The sequence below is a fragment of the Vibrio sp. CUB2 genome, from assembly GCF_001557945.1.
GTDB lineage: Bacteria > Pseudomonadota > Gammaproteobacteria > Enterobacterales > Vibrionaceae > Vibrio > Vibrio owensii.
Map to the genome: position 1 here is coordinate 54,595 of NZ_LNRB01000003.1, position 19,979 is coordinate 74,573.

Annotated in this window: 14 protein-coding genes and 3 pseudogenes; all 17 read left to right on the forward strand. The window is 39.9% G+C overall.

The window, feature by feature from the left end; all coding sequences use genetic code 11:
• The first annotated feature begins 307 nt into the window (after nucleotides 1-307).
• The 17 genes and pseudogenes from ATB78_RS05080 (at nucleotide 308) to rfbA (ending at nucleotide 19,961) form a co-directional block, all read left to right on the forward strand.
• Complete coding sequence (locus ATB78_RS05080) at nucleotides 308-1,489, forward strand: hypothetical protein (RefSeq protein WP_061007979.1); 1,182 nt, start codon at nucleotides 308-310, stop codon at nucleotides 1,487-1,489.
• A gap of 307 nt (nucleotides 1,490-1,796) precedes the next feature.
• Nucleotides 1,797-1,919, forward strand: a pseudogene (locus ATB78_RS30060) (IS630 family transposase); the annotation flags it as partial.
• A 1,111-nt stretch (nucleotides 1,920-3,030) separates the two neighbouring features.
• A pseudogene (locus tag ATB78_RS28230) lies at nucleotides 3,031-3,267 on the forward strand (transposase); the annotation flags it as partial.
• A gap of 40 nt (nucleotides 3,268-3,307) precedes the next feature.
• On the forward strand, nucleotides 3,308-3,691 hold the full coding sequence (locus tag ATB78_RS05090) for a hypothetical protein (RefSeq protein ID WP_061007981.1): 384 nt from the start codon (nucleotides 3,308-3,310) through the stop codon (nucleotides 3,689-3,691).
• A 256-nt stretch (nucleotides 3,692-3,947) separates the two neighbouring features.
• Nucleotides 3,948-5,243, forward strand: coding sequence for an outer membrane protein transport protein (locus ATB78_RS05095; RefSeq protein ID WP_061007982.1), 1,296 nt, complete (start codon nucleotides 3,948-3,950; stop codon nucleotides 5,241-5,243).
• Nucleotides 5,244-5,296: 53 nt separating this feature from the next.
• A complete protein-coding gene (locus tag ATB78_RS05100; protein ID WP_061007983.1) occupies nucleotides 5,297-6,472 on the forward strand; it encodes a methyl-accepting chemotaxis protein in 1,176 nt (391 codons plus the stop codon).
• A gap of 655 nt (nucleotides 6,473-7,127) precedes the next feature.
• Nucleotides 7,128-8,034, forward strand: a pseudogene (locus ATB78_RS05105) (IS630 family transposase).
• Between the two features lie 129 nt (nucleotides 8,035-8,163).
• Entirely contained in the window at nucleotides 8,164-9,168 is a 1,005-nt protein-coding gene (locus ATB78_RS29945) for an anthrax toxin-like adenylyl cyclase domain-containing protein (RefSeq protein WP_061007984.1), read from the forward strand.
• A gap of 1,792 nt (nucleotides 9,169-10,960) precedes the next feature.
• Nucleotides 10,961-11,974 (forward strand): integrase domain-containing protein, encoded by a 1,014-nt coding sequence (locus ATB78_RS05115; RefSeq protein WP_061007985.1) that lies wholly within the window; start codon nucleotides 10,961-10,963, stop codon nucleotides 11,972-11,974.
• Between the two features lie 2 nt (nucleotides 11,975-11,976).
• On the forward strand, nucleotides 11,977-12,315 hold the full coding sequence (locus tag ATB78_RS05120; RefSeq protein ID WP_061007986.1) for a hypothetical protein: 339 nt from the start codon (nucleotides 11,977-11,979) through the stop codon (nucleotides 12,313-12,315).
• Nucleotides 12,316-13,037: 722 nt separating this feature from the next.
• Entirely contained in the window at nucleotides 13,038-13,697 is a 660-nt protein-coding gene (locus ATB78_RS05125) for a helix-turn-helix domain-containing protein (protein ID WP_061007987.1), read from the forward strand.
• Nucleotides 13,663-14,073: a hypothetical protein gene (locus ATB78_RS05130; RefSeq protein WP_061007988.1), complete on the forward strand. Its 411-nt coding sequence runs from the start codon at nucleotides 13,663-13,665 to the stop codon at nucleotides 14,071-14,073. The genes ATB78_RS05125 and ATB78_RS05130 overlap by 35 nt, the downstream gene beginning before the upstream one ends.
• A 671-nt stretch (nucleotides 14,074-14,744) precedes the next feature.
• Nucleotides 14,745-15,119, forward strand: coding sequence for a lipoprotein (locus ATB78_RS29335; RefSeq protein WP_155647762.1), 375 nt, complete (start codon nucleotides 14,745-14,747; stop codon nucleotides 15,117-15,119).
• Nucleotides 15,120-15,129: 10 nt separating this feature from the next.
• Nucleotides 15,130-16,848: a polysaccharide biosynthesis/export family protein gene (locus ATB78_RS05135; protein ID WP_061007989.1), complete on the forward strand. Its 1,719-nt coding sequence runs from the start codon at nucleotides 15,130-15,132 to the stop codon at nucleotides 16,846-16,848.
• A gap of 2 nt (nucleotides 16,849-16,850) precedes the next feature.
• A complete protein-coding gene (locus ATB78_RS05140) occupies nucleotides 16,851-17,636 on the forward strand; it encodes an ABC transporter permease (protein WP_061007990.1) in 786 nt (261 codons plus the stop codon).
• Between the two features lie 43 nt (nucleotides 17,637-17,679).
• Nucleotides 17,680-19,023 (forward strand): lipopolysaccharide biosynthesis protein, encoded by a 1,344-nt coding sequence (locus ATB78_RS05145; RefSeq protein ID WP_061007991.1) that lies wholly within the window; start codon nucleotides 17,680-17,682, stop codon nucleotides 19,021-19,023.
• 17 nt (nucleotides 19,024-19,040) lie between these two features.
• Nucleotides 19,041-19,961, forward strand: a complete 921-nt coding sequence (gene rfbA, locus ATB78_RS05150) for a glucose-1-phosphate thymidylyltransferase RfbA (protein WP_061007992.1) — start codon at nucleotides 19,041-19,043, stop codon at nucleotides 19,959-19,961.
• The last annotated feature ends 18 nt before the right edge of the window (nucleotides 19,962-19,979 follow it).

Sequence of the window (19,979 nt, forward strand, 5' to 3'; positions counted from 1 at the left end):
TAGTTTCAATGCGAAGGCCTGTCTGTACACAGGTTTTATCACCTAGCGCTTTCGCCTAGAGAACAAAAGACCAAGTAGACAGTCGTGAAGCTAGATCGTCTCGTGCGTAAATGAAGTTTTGTCGTCAGTGACGAAATCAGTACGACATAGAAGAAAAAAGACAAGCTAAACTATCAGAGCTAAATCGACAGCCATTTTCTCCCATTGGTTTAACAATGTAATAACTTATCAATAATGTTCACTGTTGTTTTCGCTTGCTTTACCTATCCTGTTGGTCTTGTTTATTAACACAAAAGGTAATTTCACTATGAAATCCGTTCACGACACGATGAAATGCATCCAGTATCCAACATACCAATTTGGTGGTGCGGAATCTCAACGCAACGCTATGATACTCAGTATAAAACGAATTACTAATGAACCGGGCAATGATAAAAAGACGCTCGACGCCTTGGGGCAATTAAAAAAAGTGGTAGATAGTGTCTATGCAACTCCCCAAAAAACAAGGCGTCCTTGGATAGACAAAGACTCCGACACCATCAAAAAGATGTACCCAAAGCTTAAAGAATACAAAGGTGAACATGGGCTGAAGGAAATTCCAATGTCGGGCCATCATATTATTGGTAAATCAATGTTAACCCAGTTTTTGAGTAAAGCTGTTCAAAGTGAGCGAGGTAAACAAGTCGCCGATGATTATTTGAAGGCTGTTGGTATAACAGAGAAGCACATACGAGATCGTCTTATTGAATCTGATATGTTGTCTAAAAACACTGTTAACCCAGAAGCACTCAGTGACATGCTGAGTCAAGTAGACTTGCCAGCGGAGCAGAAGCAAATCGAATCAGCCGTTGGAAAATTGCTGTGGCCTAAATGGAATATAGTTATGGGGCCGAGTAATAAGTATCGTTCTGATGATATGTGTAATGGTCAGGTACTCGACCTGTTTAAATCGAAGGGATGTGACCCTCAACTTGTAGAAGTTTCGAAGATTGCAGAACGGATTTGGGATGCAATGAATAAGCTTAAATGGCCTGATGATAAGGGTGTCTTATCCGCTCTTGACAAGGAAGCTTTATCCACTCTTGAAAAGGAGTTTAGGCTAATAGCGGGAAGCCCGTTAGCAGAAAAAGATGTGTATTGGTATCCACAGGAGGCAGATTGGAAGAAAAAAGAGTGTTCCGTTTTTAACCCTGCAACAAACCGAATTGAAAGCAAAGAGTTATGCTACAAGAATAAGGAGAAGGGAGAGACTCGAAATCCTAGTGGGAGTAGCTATATTGCAAACAACTTGCCTTCACGTTTTAGGTCATATACGAATTTTGAAAAAAAGCTAAGAGACGACATCGTTCTCGCTGCTCTTGAGTTCTCGTCTCCCAAGCAACAAAAAGCGTTCATAACTGAATGTGGGCAATCACTAAATGAAATTAGCCGTATCCTCGATGCAAGGGAGTACCAAATTATGGCTGGCAAGAAACAAGCTTCAGTCTGAACTCTTTTGTGTTCGAAATCTATTAATCTATACAAAGTAACCCAACAAACAGAATATAAACCAGATTAAGATCGCAATCATTCTAAATAGGTCTGTATTTGGGTTTACATTACTCGGTTAGTGTTCTGTTTGAGGTCGATTAATCTCGTTTCTGTTTGTGTGTTTAGCTCTAGTTATGGAATAGATTTTATACTCAAAGTTTCTACGCTGAGATTTAGCTTTTACCTTCTAATTTGTAAACGAATAGGTAAGTGGGCACTATATTGCCTGGGTGCCCACTTTTTAGCCTGTAGCAATGAGCTAAAGTGAAGTGTCCGTTGCACGTCACCTTAGAGACTACGTTTTTTCTGAAAAACTCAAGCCCGAGAATGACGGAAGTCAAAGCAAGCTTTCTCCCATTTCTAGCAATGTTTTGATTGGCTATATTACCTAGCAGTACCCATCTCTCATGATATTGATAGCATCCAAATTTATCATCTGTATATCTTGACAACTTGACACATCCTTCACCTCTACATTTCCCAATGATTAAAAATTGCTAGCCAACTCATTGAAACGTTTTAAATCACTGATGACGCCTCCAGAGCGATAGTAACCTTGCACTGCAATTTGGGGCGGAAAGTGATCTAGAACTGTATCAACGTACATTCGCTTTCGTTGGTTCTCTGATGCCATGAGCGTATTCATTGGGTTCGGCGCTCTTTTGACAATACGCTTATGTTTCTTCATTGCACTATCATTCTTCTTGGACCGATTCTCACTTTAGTGTTCAGTAACAAAGTGTTTAGAGTCGACCCACAAATAGATCGTGGCTGTAGGTTTTTTATTTGCCCACGCGACAATTCGGTCGCGTTCTATCGCTTCGGGTGAAGCCGTGAACCATAGTAGGTGGATCTTATGTGGTATAGGACTGGTGCAACCCTCTGACCGAGTCAGGATATTAGGGGTGGTTAGTTGAACTTTTGTCATCGGTCTGACTATCAAATTTCTTGTGTGTTGTTTAGGTGATTCATGATTACAGCATGAACCAGCTCTATTGCTTACCCCCTGCGGTCATTTGTGGAGTTATTCTGAAATGTCATGGCACGTTGGTGGTTAGGTGTTTTGTTCTTAATAATTCGCAAATTTTCATTGGTTGAAAATAAGCTACATTGTTATTCTAGCTATGGTTTATCACAGATATGAATTGATCGAAATTATTAATAGCAGAATGAGACCGTTGATAAGCGGTTATTTAATATATAATCGTTTGTTTTTTAAATTAATCTAGAGGATTTCATTAATGAAAATAACAACTGGTAAAGTAGCCCCATCGCTTATGCAATACGGCATAGTTCAAAAAACACCTCATGCTCAAAAAATTTTTGCAGTGAATAACCTAAAAGAATCAGGATCATGATACGCACCATAAAAACTATACTGACTCCACAATAGAAAATACAACTCGAACAAACGCACGATTTGACTCGTGACGTCTAGTACGGGCTCGTATTAAAGCAGTTTGCTTGTTTCTGAAGGTTGGGGTTAGATCATGTTTGCTCAATCTTCGTATCCATGAATCGACCGCCCCGCCTTACAGTCCAAATCTCAACCCAATAGAGCCACTTTGGAAAGTAATGAATGAGAATTCGAGGAACAACGTTTACTTCAAAAGAAAGCGGGACTTCAAAGCGGCAATAGAGCAGTTTTTTAGTGTGACTCTTCAAGAGACCGCAGGATCTTTTCCATCTCGAATTCATGACAATTTTCAGGTTCTCAAGCCTGCATCTTCATGTTGATTCGGTATATAAAAAAATAATATTTTTGGGTGATTAAGTAATGGTAAAACAATGTAAGTTCTGTAAAGAACATACCGTTATTATTGAGTTAGGGTTTGACAAGCTATTTATTTGTAAGGAGTGCATCGAATACTTGACGTTTCTACATGGTGAAAATACATTTGATCTGTCGCCAGAAGTGGCTGCTTCGATTTTTAATGCGCATTGCATTTTAAGATTATTAAGAAGAACTTTGCCAGAAATTACACAGCATCATCAATTTACGGAATTAACGAGCGAGTTAACAGATGCAGTATCAGCATTAGGGAGAGTTCTTGACTATTCAGGCAACGAGATACATGAAACAGTGATGACCCATTTGTATGAGCAAAAGAATCAATTGGAAACATTACTTAACTTATATGATCTGTCTGTAGCAAATTAGATATAGGTGACTTAAGTGGACGCGACTAAGACAATTATTGTATGTAAATTCGGTAGTTTCTTCGATATGTGCGATAACGAGTTAGTGAATGATTTGAACGTTCACTGCACATTTTTTGTTAACGAAGATTAAAAAAGATTTATGGAGGGATTGTTATTAGAAAAAGGGGGGGAAGGTTGTTTACTTCATCAAAAAAAATTTCTTCCAAAAATTCGGTATAAACATTTAGGTTAGATAATCATGAAGTTTAATAATCATGAAGTTAAATAAAGTAAGTCAAAGTCTAGCAGTGGCATTAGTGATAGGGGCTTCGTCACAAGCTTTTGCGGGCGGCTATATGCTTTCCGAGCTTGGCGAACTAAGTACTAGTACGGCTGGCGCGGGTTTTGCTGCCTTAGGTGAAGGTGCAGAAACTGCTTTTGCGAACCCTGCGGGTATGACTCGTTCAAAAAGAAAACACATTGCAACAAACCTAGGCTTACTCAATCTTGATAGCACTAATTACGATATGGGAACATCAAATGGTGAGGGAGTATTTGACGGTTGTCTCAATAACTACTCCAGCGAATCATCATCAAAAAAACTTCTTCCGATCAGTAGTTTTTATTTCACTAATGAAATCAATGATAAGTTTAGCTTTGGTGTCACAATGGGGGCTATAGGTGGATCAGGTTTTGGATATGGTAGCTGCTTTGCGGGTTCAATCATGGCAGAAGATGGTTTGCTATTAACCGCTCAATTAGACCCAAGTGTCTCCTACAAAGTAAATGACAAACTATCGTTAGGTGGTGGTGAAAGCGCTGAAATGGCATATATCAACCAGACACTAGGTACAGAGGCGATAGACGGAGGAATGGATTTTATAGAGGGAGAAGTTCCTGCTGATGATGTTGCATTCGGTTTGAACGTCGGTGCAATGTACCAATTTAGTGATGCTAACCGTTTAGGGTTTACTTATCGTTCACAGATCACACATGAGCTAAAAGGTGATTTCGACGTGGGTGGTGAGCTTGGTCGTTCGGTGAGGGGGGAGTTGGGTATTGATAGATTACCAACGCAAATTAACGTAACTATGCCAGCTCAAGCAAAGCTTAGTAGTTTTCATGTGGTTGAGAGCAATGCTGCGTTGTTATGGACATTGCGTTGGCAGGATTTAAGCGCAGCTAAACAAACGGATGTCGTTCTTCATGGATCTAACTCGCCTGTTATTCGTGACTGGAAAGATACATACTCTGCTGCGGTCGGTGGTCATTTTAGTATCAATAACTCCCTACGATTCGAACTAGGTTATTCTTATCAAACATCATCACAAGATGCTCCTAAGAAAATTAATTTAGACGTACCGACTGGAGCAGTCTCAAAATACTCAACAGGTTTAACTTGGTTTATTAATGATTCCATGAGAGCTCAGTTCTACTATGACTATCTAGATGGTGGTTCAGCTCGTACCCAAGCTCTAGATAATTTAACTGTTGGTGAATTAATTCAACCGAATGGTGTTTACGACATGAACGTTAATATTGTTAGAGAGGTATTGCCCTACACATTTTAAATAGTATTTTTGGGGCGCAATTGCGCCTATTTAGTGATCTTAATGGGTGAAAAATGATTAAAAAAATTATCAGGTTATTTGTAGTCCTTTTTATAGTCAGTTCTACAATCCATCAATATATTATGCATTATATAGTTCAACATCTTCCTTCTGATGAACTTATAGCTGCTATTGTAAGTGTAACTTTGCAAGCTGTGTTTTTGTGTGGTGGCTTATTATGGATTTTAAGAAAGGAACTCTTGTGCATAAGTCATTTATTGAATGAATTTATTGAAATTAAAGGTGGTGATTTACGCGCTAGTCAAGGTTTGCCGAAATTTACTAATGAGTTTGATACCATATTTGAAAGTCTCGAGTCATCAAAAGAAACTATATCGGACACCATTGATTCAGTAAAAGATACTACCCTTGCTATCCTCACTAGCGACGAACAAACAAAAGTCATTGTTGGAACTTTTATTGCCAATTCAGAAAAAGAGCTTTTGGAAATTGAACAAGTTGCTACCGCAGCTACGGAATTGTCGGCTACCGCTCGTGAAGTCGCAGACAGCGCAGTTAATGCCGAACGTGCAAATAGTACGATGAATGACGCAATACAGAGTGGGGTTGTAGTTCTTGACCGCACTCAACATATCGTAACTGAGATTAATAGTTCTTTGAGTTCAGCATGCGACATTGTTAGTGAGCTACGTGCTTATAGCGAGGAAATTAACCCTATAGTAGAAATGATTGCGTCGGTATCAGAACAAACCAATTTGTTAGCACTCAACGCAGCGATTGAGGCTGCAAGGGCGGGCGAGTACGGTCGAGGGTTTGCTGTTGTAGCGGAGGAAGTTCGCGCGCTAGCTGAGAGAACACAAAAATCTACGGTTAGTATTCAGAAAGTAGTTGCCCGTTTACAGACTAGATCCAATGAGGCTGATGAGATTATGTCGGTAAACAGCAATTTAATTGATGAGGCATTGAAGGTTGCCAGTGAACTAAATCATGCATTCAGCAGTATTTCCGTAGAAGTTGAAAGACTTACTTCAATAAATGCAATGGTTGCGTCTGCATCCGAAGAACAATCAACGGTTACAGAGGACATATCCATGCGTATTAACGAGATTAATCGTGGGGTTGAGGAAAATATTAAAAATGTATATCAAGCTGCTGATGATATGAAAAACAGGAATGTACGTTTGAGCGAATTATTGAACCAATTAGAGTTTTTCAAAACAAAGGGGTAAGCATGAATATTCATGGTTTAGGGCAAGTTTTAGAATCGATGCTGTCAAATTTGGATTTTCTTGTAGTTGTAGATCTCAAACCAGAAGTTACACGAATTGGGCGCTTGGTATATAAACCTCTTGAGTTCCAAGTTATTAGTTTCGAGTAGGACCTCGATTATCACTTAATAAAACTTATTCTGTCTAAATTCATACCACTTGCACCTTTAGGTAAAGTGGTAACTAACAGTGAGTTAGATGGAGAGTGTATCTTTATCGGTTTGAATTTCTGTACTTTGAGTAATTCGCTTGTGTAAATTGATGTAATTGATAAAGGGCGGGATCACGTTCAAGATGTATCAATTCACTCCGCTTTAGTTGCGTTAAGCACAATGAACGAATAATGAAAATAAAAGGAGGCTGGTACCTCCTTTGTTAAAACTTGTATCCAACCGAAACATTTAAAATAGAGCTGTCAATTCCAATATCATATCCCCGTGATCATTGAAGATACTTGATTTCTCATTAATTCAGGATCACGCTACGCACCAAGAAAATTGTACTGACTCCACAACAGAAAATACAACTCGAACAAACGCACGATTCGACTCGTAACGGTAGAGTACGTGATCGTATTAAAGCAGTTTTGCTTGCTTCTGAAGGTTGGAGCTAGATTATGATTGCTCAAGCTCTTCGTATCCATGAATCGACCGTTGCACGCCATCCCAGCGACTACATCCGATCTGAAAAAACTGAAGCCTGAAAACGGAGGGACTCAAAGCAAGCTTTCTTCAACTCAAACTATGCAGTTAATCAAGCATTTGACTGAGAAAACCTATTCTCACACGCATCAAATTGTTGTTTATGTTAAAGAGACATTTGGGTTTAATTACACGGTTTCTGGCATCAACAAGTGGCTTCATCACAATGGTTTTAGCTACAAGCAACCGAAAGGCGTTCCACACCAGTTTGATGAAGCAAAGCAGAGAGCGTTCATAGAGGCTTATGAGGCACTTAAGGCAAGCTGTGGCAAGGATGAATCCATAGTTTTTATCGACGCTGTTCATCCAACATTATCAACAAAAATATCTCATGGCTGGATACGTACTGGTCAAGATAAAGTGATTGAAACCACGGGTAACCGTAGTCGATTGAATATTATTGGGGCACTGAATCTCTCGGAGATTGGGGCTCCCATTGTCCATGATTATGAGAGCATTAACAGTGAAACGATTGTTCACTTTTTCTGCAAGCTCAGAGAAAGTGGCCCATAAAATCACAAGCTCCATATCATCTTAGATGGTGCAGGTTATCACCGTAGCGACCTATTCAAAGATGCGGCGTTTGTCCTTAATATTAAACTGCATTATCTTCCTCCTTACCGCCCCAATCTCAATCCGACTGAGCGACTATGGAAGGTAATGAATGAGAAGTCGAGGAACAATGTTTACTTCAAAAGCAAACTTGATTTCAAGGCTGCGATAGATCAATTTTTTGCTGTGACTCTTCCAGAGTTCACAGGCTCTTTGGTATCTCGAATTAATGATAATTTTCAGATACTTAAGCCTGAGTCTTCAAGTTGATTCGGTATAATAGTTAAATGTATAAAGTTTATATTTACATAATGAAATAAGACTTTTCAGAAATAATCTCTTGAGGTTAATGTTTGACCTTAGGATGATAAGGTCTCTTTATTAAATCGAGAGTTACTTATGCCGAAAATATTTTTTCCTACAACCCCTTCAGACTCTTCTGTTCAATCTGTTTCATTGGCAAGTAACTGTCCAAAAGGACAGCAGCCTTCCTTAGGCATCAAGTCAATCCGGAATGTTTCTGTTTTATTGGAAGCTACTCCTCCATCTCGGTATAGGTCGGGAAAACACAAGTCAAAGCAAGATAATGGCACCAAAGTCATTGAAAAAGAGTATGGTTTTATAACCCGCCCCCTACTTAAGAAGGGAGTAGATAGAGAGGCTTCTATTAAAAATGCGATCTCTCAGATTGGTTCTAGATTTGACCCTGAGAGTTTACTGTTTTTTAACTCACTTCAAAAGACAGCGGATAAGTATCGTATTGTTATTGGATTGCGATCTCCTAGCCCAGATGGACAGATAAACCTTCTTCAAGGATGTCCAACAAAAAACTTTCATATGAAAGCTAAGTCTGGTGCGTTAGGGTTTATTTATGAAGACCCAGATAAATCAAAGGTTCCTTTAGAAAAGAGAGATAAGCAACAACGAGCAATTGAAAACGCAAAACAAAAAGGGGCAAAAGCTGTTGACCTAGTATTGTCTGCAGAGCAAATTCAATTTGCGATAAAGCATGGTAGTTTAAAAGGAACAGAAAGTCCCAACGTTTATTCCGTACACCTTCAAGGAAGAGATATGAGCTTTTATATTGACCCTAACGGTAGGGCTTTTGATTCTAAAGGGGTAGTAAAAGTGATGACTAATCCGCCAGAGTCTGATGGTGCAGCTTCAGAAGGAAAAGCGATTACCGCAGATTACGACTTGTTTTGTATCATACCTAGAGAGCAGCAGAGTATAAATCAGAGACCATTAGAAAGTCGCCCTCGATTTTTAAGAACTGTTGACTCTCACAATCAAAATATTCACAGCAAAATAAGAGCTCTAACTAATCCAGTCGAAAAGTATGGAGAAGAGTCAAGAGATAAAGGGAATATTCATTTTTTGCTGAAACGATTATCGAAGACCTAAATAACAATGTTGCTCAAGAAGGCTTTTCTGGAGGGAGATTATTCTGGCATAACGATGAAACTGGGAATTCATTTACACCTGGGTTTGATGCGTTAGATAAGCCTATATTTATCATCCCAAATAACCCACCTCAACAGTTTCATGATAAGAATAGCCTGATGATGTTTTATCGTGAGATTGAACTAGCAGGCTATAAGCCAGAATATAGCCCTATTTTCGGTTTTTAGTTTAAAGGTCAGAAAACTATAAGGTCACTGACCTTTAAAAAGCTACCTAAATTATAGGGAGTCTATTCGAGTATGTTTGTCATTTTAGTTTATTTTTTGGGGGAAAGAGGCTCCAATTTCTAGGTACAAACGTTTAAATGTTTTATTGTGTCCATGTAGCGTATTTCTGTCTATCATCGTAGGTTGAGAAAGGTGTTGTGTAAGCTGTGAAGTAAGCCTCTTTATATTTCATTCAGGTATCTCCTGTTACATCTGTGCCAGAAGCAATGTGTAGACTCTTTTCTACTTCCTGAATGTCTACTCATTGCAAATTGACTGGTTAGTTTTTAAAGGTGGCAAAGGCTTCTCTGCCAGTATCAATCACGGTAAAAGTGCGAACACGAACAGTATTCGCGATACATATGACAATTTCTACAGATCCCCAAGTGGTTGTCACGGTTATAGATTTGCTTGTCATTCGTGCGATCGCCGGATGCTGAAAGATCCCAAAACAAAAACAAAATTTTAAACGTCACCTTTACTGTGAGCCCTATACATTCAATAAAGACAATTGTCATGCTCTTACGTTCTCTTAGATTTTGTGTGCTCATGTTTGCTCCTTACTCGGCTTTGATTTATCCAAAGCTTACCGAAACCTTCAGTCTCACAAGCCCCAAAACCTCAAAAGATTTCAATTCTTAGCAAAAATAAATGTCATAACGATAAGACTTGTGGCTGACACAAGTCGGATGGATGCAGTTACGGTGTTATGGGGGAAGATCTATTTTTGAACCGACATTTTTTTCTCTAGTTCACTTGTGAGTACTCTTATGACGAACGCATTGTCGTTTAAATCCATCGCATATACGCATGTAAGGAGGAACATATGAAAACTGTACATTTTTTACATTGGCTTCAAGGATTCCTAACTCAAAGTGAGGCTCACAAAGTGCTTGCCAAGAGACCGAGAAAATAGAGTGTTTAGATGATTCGCAGTTACTAAATCCACGATACTTGCTTCGTCTAATTTAATTAGAGAAATTAGACGAAGAACGAAACATCGCCACATCCTAGATTTGGTAAGAGATACCGAACTTGCTTGGCAGAAGTGTTGAGAAGTTCACGCACTATTTGGTGATTGAGAACGATAGTAGGCAAGATTATTTGGGCGCTACTATCCTAACTGCCAACTCAATACATAGTGTGAAGAGAATGAGAAAATATAGCCACTAGTGGAGGATGCAATAAGCCAAACTCAGCTGTCGACTGTGCCACTAGTTAGAACGAGGATGCAACAAGCCCTCAGGTCCACAAAGTGTGGAAAGCGTTCTAAAGGTGAGGATGCAATAAGCCCATTGACCTCATTATGAGGGAACACCGAAACCCATCGACGTCATCATTTATCGAAACGGCCCATGGCTGAGCATATGCGCTATATTTCTACTCTCTGAACATGTTTTCTAATTGGACTTGATCGGGTGCTAACCCAAGCAATGTTTACCGCCTTTATTCTCCTTCAGGATAAAAACATCACCCGCTTTTTATCGACAATGCTGAGCTTACTTCTCATTAAAGAGGAGTAAAAAATGCAAAAAAGGAGCTATATTGGGCATTTAACTAACACCCCGAGAGATTTCTCTAAGCCAAACTTCAACTTGGGTTCGAGGGACATGGCAAAAGCATTGGTCAATGCCAGTTTTGAAAATCAAGGAGGCATAGTTACTAATACCCACAGGGCAAGGTTGCCCGCAATCAAACATTTCATTGACTTCATCAAAAATACAACAAGCATCAAACGTCTCAACGAGGTTGAAAAACGACATGTTCAGTCCTTTGGAGAGTTTTTAAAAGATAATGTACAAGAAGAAGTTTTCTCGTCTGCAACGGCTCGTGATTATCTATCACACGTAAACCGCTCCCTCGCACAAGCGAGAGGGGATGAAAAGTGTGTGATTAATGCAACGCGCGACTTGTGCTTTACTCCTAAATCTGGGATTGCGAATGAAGATCGCTCTGTCAGTGAAGAGCTTCATGCCAAAGTGCTTGCTAATGTCACTCCGGAGGTTGGTTTTGTGATGCAATTACAGAGACTTTTTGGCTTGAGGTTTAGAGAAGCTGCGCTACTTGACGCGACAAAGGTACTCAAAGCAATACATCAAGGCTCAGTTCCTATGTTGGTGAGAGGTACTAAAGGAGGGCAGCCGAGACCTTTGGTAGATATTACTGATGAAAGATATCAATTACTACGGCGGGTTGCAGAGTTCCAACATTCTTTGGGTCACGATTCTCTCGTTCCCTCTCATTTGTCGTTAAAGGCCTTTCAAAGCTATGCGTGGCGTCAAACTAAGTTGGTAGATGCAAAGTATGCTAGCCATGGCGAGCGAAAGTATTGGGCTTGCAAAACGTATTTTAACGCAATGAAAGTACCTTGTCCGGTTCAAGCTAGCATTGCTCATGGCAAAGCCCATCACCAATACATCGCTCAAGTACTCAATATCACTGAGAGTGAGGCTAAACAGCGCGATCAACTTATTCGTTTTAAGATTTCTAAGTTATTAGGACATCACCGAGTCAGTATCACTAACAGCTATTTGGGGTAAAAATGAATAAGCATACTCAACGCCAAATATTGTCTGTAATGGCTCCGTACCAAAAGCGAGGGATCCCATACAGAGCGAAGCAAGTTAAGCGCTTGTTGATGATATTTGATGACATTTTTCTCCATGAGCCCTATGTAGCAGAGCAACTAAATCGAGTAGGTCGACGACAAATTATCGGGTATTGGGAGCGAAGTCGAGGAGACAGTGAGCAAGTTCGTCAAGAAAAGTACGCAATTTTGAAATGGTTTTTTGAGCATACAGATTTGAAGGTAAGAGTGCCGATTCCGAAGAAAAGAAGCATTAAATCACCGAAAAAATCCGATGAAATGAGATCTAAATAACAAAAATCAAAAACGTATAAATTAATGTATAAAAATCATAGTTAATGATGCTTTTTTGTTTTAAATCATTTAGTTAAGTCATTTGTTTGTAGTTCTCACTCACCGCCATATTCTAAAGCCTCAGCAGAAATGCTGGGGCTTTTTCGTTTCTGTCTTTGTGAAGATTAGCCTCTCTATGCGGTTCAACTGTAAGTGCTTTAATTCTAACTTTCACAACTAATCGCATAACCATATCAATCATATTCGATCTGAGATGTCCTGAGGTGTCGACATTCCGCACTGTTTCCCAGTTCTCATAGGTGACTCCAAACGTAATACGTCCTACTCACAAATATAACTATGATAAAAACCAAAATTAAACAGTACGCCGTTTTACATTGTCTTATGGTTTGTGTAATATACATACAAATTTAGATTGGTTTGCTTGTCGAGTTAGCTTTTCAAGGTGGGCAGTTTGCCCACTTGTTTGCAACGGTGTGTTTGATTTATAGATTCCGATCTACTTTATATTTTATGGTGGTTTTTTTAATATTTATGGTTTCAATTAAAAATTGTATTTAAAAATAAGCGACTTACATTAAATTATAACTACTATGGCAGCTATATAAGTAATTATAATTAGGAAATTTAAGCTCCGTTTAATAGAGAGCTGGCGTTCTTATAAAAGCAATACAGTCAGTTGTACGACATTTTTAAAATTATGTATAAGGCTAGGTAAACCTGTGAATGATGAAGATGTAGACCTTGTATTAGGTAACTATACGTGGAGTGTTGGTGCTCGTGCGCTTCGACGTGTTGGACGAGACTCCGAAGGAGACAGAACCAATGAGATTGGCTTGACTCCCAAAATATTTCGCTTACTAACGTGTTTATATGAAGGGCGTGATGGTGTCGTTTCTAAAGAGCAAATTATCGACTTTGTGTGGGAATCTAAGCCAATTTCACAGGAAAGTTTGTCGCAACTAATCAATAGGACGAGATATTTACTCGAAGATAAGGACAAAAGAATCTTGGTCAATGAACCAGGAATAGGGTACTCGCTTGTTTTTGGTGAGCAATGCGAAGGCAAACAAACTACAGAAGAACTATCAACTCTCTTTGGGAACATTCCTAATACAACACCCCCTAAGGTAGAGTCTACAAACAAGCCGAAACTAACGTTCAGCGCTAAGTATATTGGATTGATGCTATTGGCTGCGATCTCGATAGTTAACGTGTGGTTTTCTGGAAGGGCACTTTACTACAACTCAGGGTTTCTTGAGGTGATTAAAGCGAATCCATATCCGCATATTGCTATGAAAGATGATGGAAAATTAGTGGTCAAAATTGATGGGAACGAGTGTACTTATGACAAAACTCAATTTCTTCTCCAATGTCAATAAATACGTGCTTATAGTCGGATTGGTTACTATCAATCTTGCGCTCTTTGTGGCAGCTGAGACTTCTCAAGTTAAATTAATAGGGAAAGTTGAGGCGCTAGGACACTCTTGGTTGAATCATACTGATTTTAGTTCAGGGGAACTGATTTCTAAATTTAACTATTTTAAAATTAGCAACCCGTCAGATACGTCGAAATCGGTAAGTTATCATTACGATGATATTGAATTTAGTGATGGTGGATACATCACTTTTGGTCTAAATGGAGCAAGTGAGGTTCGGCATACTAGAGTTTTTAGTTTGGATGAAAAATGTATGTTGTTTTTCTACGGCCCAAGCAAGCTTGGCTTAAACAACGTGTCAATGCGCTGCCTATATTAGCTTTCTATATCAATATAAATTAATTAGATTATCACTCTAGCTTCGTTAGTCATCTGGCGAAGCTTATTTTTTATCTCACCTTTCAGAGTTTCCCTTCCACTTTATTCTCTATTTATCAGAACCTTTATTGACTGCTGTCTGATTTTATAACTTTTAGTTCGCTTTATAGATGGTGCACCTGAAGGTCGAAGGCGCCTTTAAATCAGGTGGGGTTATGTGGCTTATTTTTGGCTTATATAAGCCTTATATTTTACTTAAACCTTTAAATAACAGGTGTTTAGTGATGTTTTTATCGGTGTGGTTATTGCCTTGTTTTATCTAGTCTTCGTGATTACATAACCCGATTATATTCTTTTTAACCCTTGTATTTGAAAGTGTAAGCGCTTTCTAACTACTAAATAAGCCAGTCAAAAGATAAATTCCTACGCGCTTTAGAACCCCTGTTATTTAGCTGCTCTCCTTCTATATATCACTTGCTTCAGTCGGAGAGGTTTACACATTAGATCGAGATGCGTTTAGTGAATAGCGCGATGTAATCAATGGGCGGTAGCGTCTCTAAATTTTATAGGGACAGGTTTTATAGCAAACATACAAATTGTGTTAGTGCGTTTAGTGAATAGCGCAAAAAATCATCGGGCGGTAGCGTGCCTAAATGAAAACTCGAGAATGTCATGAAGCGTATTTTAACTACTTTCTTTATAGTCACTTTTTTAAGTGCATGTTCAAGTAAACCAAGAGAAGTCATTGCACAGCAGCCGTTAGTTTCAAAGTCCTCTTTCGAAATGTCTGGAAGAGTGATTCCACAAAAATACTGGTCGCAGCTCGAGAGTGCAAACCAAAGCCACTTGTCTCACCCAGATTACAAAATATTACTGAGCTACCCATATATGTCTGCATTAGGAACAAAGTGCAGAGCAGTCAGAATTCAATCTATGAAGCATACGCAAGACCATGTTGCCTGCCTTTTTTCTGATGAATCATCTAAGTCTCATGAATGGCGCTTAATGCCAGTTTTGGAAAATGGCTACGAAAACATTGCTTTGTAGGAAACAGAACATGAAAAACTTGTACGTAACTTTTATTGCTGTTGCTCTGATGGCGGGTGATGTGCATGCATCAGGAATGTCATTAGATCTATTGAGTCAAGGTCGCCAAAACCAGAGTGCCACTCAATCGATGAGTGCTGTTACTAAAAATCTCGAGCAGGGTGAATACGCAGTTGAGAACCGAAATGGTGTGCTTTTGCCAGGAGAAGTTGATGTAAAGCAGCTTTTACCTTCATCGGGTGAATCACTTGTACCTCCTTTTGGAGCCAATCTATTTGCAGGTGGATACGAGACAGAGCGTGTCGATGGTCTGAACGATAACTACTTAATTGCACCTGGGGACAAAATAAATATCTGGTTGTGGGGAGCCGTAAGTTACTCAAATGTCACGACTGTTGATAATCAAGGCAATATTTTTATCCCTGAAATTGGGCCTGTCAAAGTGCTTAATGTGCCTGCGAGTCAAGTAAATCAGCTGGTTACAAAGAAAATTAAGCAAGTCTATACAAACAACGTAAATGTGTATGTCAACTTGCTTACTGCCACGCCAGTGAGTGTCTATCTGGCTGGACCGGTTATCCGACCTGGACAATACGCAGGTATGGCATCAGATTCCGTTCTTTACTTCTTAAAGAGAGCGGGTGGGATCGATAGTGACAGAGGTAGTTACCGCGAAATCCAAGTGCTTCGCAACCGAAAAGTGATCGCCTCAATAGACTTATATGATTTTATCCAACAAGGGTATTTACCATCGCCAAGCTTTAAAGATGGCGACGTTATTCTAGTGAAACCTCAAAAATCGACCGTGACGGTAACAGGAGGGGCTAAAAACCCATTCCGTTTCGAGCTTGAGAATGAAAAAGAAACCGGAAAGCAGCTCACTGCTTACGCGAAGCCTTTAGCAAAAGTTTCTCATGTTGGGGTGATGGGAAATCGTCATGACGGACCATTCTCTCTTTATGTTGAATACGATGCTTTCCAAAACTTTGAACTGAAAGATGGCGATAAAGTGTTGTTCAACGACGATCTTCATGCACAAGTTATCGACGTTCAGCTATCAGGAAGTTACCTAGGACCATCTTATTTCGCAGTAAGTAAACGAACACGCTTACACGAGTTACTGAGTAATGTCGCGATCGACCCGGAGTTAGCAAATGTAGATTCTATCTACCTACTACGACCGAGCGTTGCTAAAAAGCAAAAAGAAATGATCGATGAATCATTGAATCGTCTAGAGCGCAGTATTTTTACATCACCAGCATCTTCTGATGGCGAAGCTGCAATACGAGCAAAAGAGGCCGAAATGGTGATGCTTTTCACAGATAGAGCAAGAAAAGTCCAGCCTTTAGGCAAAGTAATTGTGTCGGACGACGGTTTGATTGCAAACGTACTCCTGGAGCAAGGTGATACCGTTGTCATTCCACACAAAACCGATTTGGTTCAAGTCGCAGGCGAAGTACTTATGCCACAAGCTATTGTCTACAACGCTAATGCGTCTATCGATGATTATGTCGCGTGGGCTGGTGGTTTTACAGATAGAGCAGAAGACAATCGTATCGCAATCGTGCGAGCCAATGGCTTAGTCGAATTTGAAAGTAGTCAGAAGATCCAAAAAGGTGATCAAATCCTTGTACTTCCGAAAGTTGATACAAAAACCATGCAAGCGGTTAAAGATATCACTCAAATTATTTATCAGATTGCTGTGGCAGCAAACGTCGCTGTTAAATAACTATGGCGAAAGTAATTAAGCGCAGCGCGATAAAAATTTGGCTAGATGTTGTTTTTGCAATTTATTTACGAGAGATAAAAAGCACTTTTAACGACAAGTTTGGCATTAGTTGGGCGTTGATATCCCCAATGATCATGATCACGGCTATGGTCTTGATCCGCAATCCTTTTGATAGTGGCAATACACACAGCATACCGACCATTTTCTTCGTTGTTTATGGTGTTATTTTGGTCCAGTTCTTTTTAGGGACATTAGAGAAAACAGCCACTTCTATCCAAAAAAACAAACCATTGTATGCATTTAGACAAGTGCAACCGATCGGTTCGATAGTGGCCATCAGTGGCTTTGAATTACTAAATAAGATCGCTCTCGTGTTGCTGCTTTTTTTGTTGGCTTATCTATTTAAGTTAGAGGTTAGTATCTCCGATCCTTTATCCCTCTTGGCGATATTGGTTAAGGTTTGGTTATTAGCATTATCACTTGGAATGCTGTTTTCTCTCTCTACTTGTTTCGTTCCCGAAATAAGCAAAGTCAAATCGATACTAACTAGACCGATGTTCTTTATTTCGGGCATTTTTTTTAGTTTGCAAGATATACCTAAAGAGTATTGGCATTACCTAGATTGGAACCCACTACTTCATGCTGTGGAACTCGCTCGTTACTACGCTTACCCGTCTTACGGTAATACAGGTGTGAGTGATTTTTACCTAGATATGGCTACGTTATCACTGCTAACGCTTGCGTTGGCTTGTTATCAAGTTAGCTGGAAGCAAGCCATCAGCCGTTAACGGAATACCTTACTCTCACCTCAAAGAGTTTAATTAGAAAAACATGACCACTCAAACAACAGAGAAACGTTTCCAAGAACTCAAGCAAGAGCTCACGGCAGAAGAGTTTAACGACATAAAATTTCTGATAGCTAAGGCACAGCAGGTTGAAGCAAATGACCCTGACTTGTCAGCTCGTATCTTGGTTCGAGTTAATAACTTAAGAAGGCAGCAGGGTAAGGTCGAACGCTTGAACCCTGCAATACACTGCAAGGTTAACAAAACAAAAAAAGCACCGACATTCAATCAGCGTTTATCGCAGTTAAAGAAATCGCCCTTTGTTTGGTTCGTTATTTTGCCTACCTTTATGTTCGCACTCTATCAGAGCTTTTGGGCCTCTGAACGATATGTGAGTCGTGCGCAAGTAATCGTTCAGCAACCTGATGGTATGGCAACGATGGATGCATCTATGGCGGTGTTATCTGGGCTGGGAGTGTCGAATACAGGCATCTCCGATACTGAGCTAGTCAAAGCTTACATCATGTCAAATGATATGTTGATGTACCTTAATCAAAAGCTAAACATAGCGACTCACTACGCTCAGACGTCAATTGATATTTTTACCAGAATTGATGAACAAGCGTCGTGGGAAGACATATTTGATTACTACCTAAATCGTATCGATATCTACATCGATTCCAACTCCAATATTGTTTATATCGAAACTCAAGCATTTGACTCGAAATTTGCACATACATTAGCTCAAACCATCGTTGAGCGAGCCGAATGGTATATCAACTCCATTGGACATCAGCTCGCTAATGCACAGCTCGAATTTATTTTGCAAGAGCATGAAAACATTGAGCACAAACTGCAAGATGCTCAAACCAAATTACTGAGCTTTCAACAGCGTTATAACTTGTTAGATCCAACGGCAGAAGGCGCGGCCATGCAGCAGATAACCTATGGCTTGGAAGGTCAAATTTCGGCAAAAGAAGCGGAACTAAAAGGTTTAACAGCCATGATGAGCAGCAATGCGCCGCAAGTCATCGCCGCCAAAACAACACTTAGCGCACTCAAAAGTCAATTAGATAAAGAGCGAGCAAAGTTATCTGATAACGAAAACAACGTGATGTCAGTGAGTGAGATATTAGCGCAGTACACCGACTTAAAAGTCAAAATGGAGCTCGCACTCCAGGCTTATACGTCTTCTCAGATCTCATTAGAAAAATCACGAATTGAAGCTTATCGACAACTTAAATATTTGGTTGTTGTTGAGGCTGCAACTGAGCCAAATGAAGCCAAATATCCCGATGTGTTTTACAACATCACACTGTTTGGTGTCCTTGCCGCAATGCTGTACGTGGTTGGACGTATTGTGCTCTTGACCATTCGAGAACTTAAATAAACGTGGAGAAAACTACGATGTCAACGTCAGTAAATTGCGTAAACCCACTCGGTCGCAAAGGTATCATCCTTGCCGGAGGTTCAGGAACTCGCCTATACCCGATCACAAAGGTGGTGAGTAAGCAATTGATGCCTGTATATGATAAACCAATGATCTATTACCCAATCGCAAACCTAATGATGGCGGGTATTCGAGAAATCCTGATCATAGCAACCCCTCAGGAAATGCATCGCTTCCAAAACTTACTTGGTGACGGCTCTCGTTGGGGAATCAAGTTTGAATATTGTGTACAACCTTCTCCCGATGGTCTCGCTCAGGCGTTTATTCTTGCAGAAGAATTCCTTGCTGGTTCCCCTGCAGCGTTATTATTGGGCGATAACCTTTTCTACGGGCATGATCTTGCGGCACTTTTAAATAAAGCGAACCAGCAAGAACACGGCGCTACTGTTTTTGGCTACCATGTGGCAAACCCTTCTTCTTACGGTGTTGTAGAGTTTGACTGCAATGGCAGTGTTTTATCAATTGAAGAGAAGCCGAAAGCGCCTAAATCAAACTACGCTGTTCCGGGTATGTACTTCTTTGATCAACGGGTGGTGGAGTTTGCTAAGAATGTGAAACCTTCACCACGTGGTGAACTTGAAATTACCGATGTAATTGATCAATACCTAAAAGCGGGCGACCTAAAAGTCAAAATTATGGGGCGAGGGACTGCGTGGCTTGATACCGGTACGCTCGATGATTTGTTGGATGCTGCGTTGTATATTCGCGCAGTAGAGAAGCGTCAAGGGCTAAAAGTGAACTGTCCGGCTGAAGTCGCTTACCGAATGAATTACATAAGCGAAGAACAGATAACTGAAATAGCACACAGCAAGATCAAATCCGGATACGGGCAATACTTAATGGACATTCTCGACCATCCATTAACCACCAATGCATAAGCTCTCTAACAACAGTAA

Coding starts and splice junctions, on each gene's coding strand:
- rfbA (WP_061007992.1), top strand. CDS start 19,041: ATGTCAACGTCAGTAAATTGCGTAAACCCACTCGGTCGCAAAGGTATC.
- ATB78_RS05120 (WP_061007986.1), top strand. CDS start 11,977: ATGAATAAGCATACTCAACGCCAAATATTGTCTGTAATGGCTCCGTAC.
- ATB78_RS05095 (WP_061007982.1), top strand. CDS start 3,948: ATGAAGTTAAATAAAGTAAGTCAAAGTCTAGCAGTGGCATTAGTGATA.
- ATB78_RS05140 (WP_061007990.1), top strand. CDS start 16,851: ATGGCGAAAGTAATTAAGCGCAGCGCGATAAAAATTTGGCTAGATGTT.
- ATB78_RS29945 (WP_061007984.1), top strand. CDS start 8,164: ATGCCGAAAATATTTTTTCCTACAACCCCTTCAGACTCTTCTGTTCAA.
- ATB78_RS05080 (WP_061007979.1), top strand. CDS start 308: ATGAAATCCGTTCACGACACGATGAAATGCATCCAGTATCCAACATAC.
- ATB78_RS05100 (WP_061007983.1), top strand. CDS start 5,297: ATGATTAAAAAAATTATCAGGTTATTTGTAGTCCTTTTTATAGTCAGT.
- ATB78_RS05135 (WP_061007989.1), top strand. CDS start 15,130: ATGAAAAACTTGTACGTAACTTTTATTGCTGTTGCTCTGATGGCGGGT.
- ATB78_RS05090 (WP_061007981.1), top strand. CDS start 3,308: ATGGTAAAACAATGTAAGTTCTGTAAAGAACATACCGTTATTATTGAG.
- ATB78_RS05145 (WP_061007991.1), top strand. CDS start 17,680: ATGACCACTCAAACAACAGAGAAACGTTTCCAAGAACTCAAGCAAGAG.
- ATB78_RS05115 (WP_061007985.1), top strand. CDS start 10,961: ATGCAAAAAAGGAGCTATATTGGGCATTTAACTAACACCCCGAGAGAT.
- ATB78_RS29335 (WP_155647762.1), top strand. CDS start 14,745: ATGAAGCGTATTTTAACTACTTTCTTTATAGTCACTTTTTTAAGTGCA.
- ATB78_RS05130 (WP_061007988.1), top strand. CDS start 13,663: ATGACAAAACTCAATTTCTTCTCCAATGTCAATAAATACGTGCTTATA.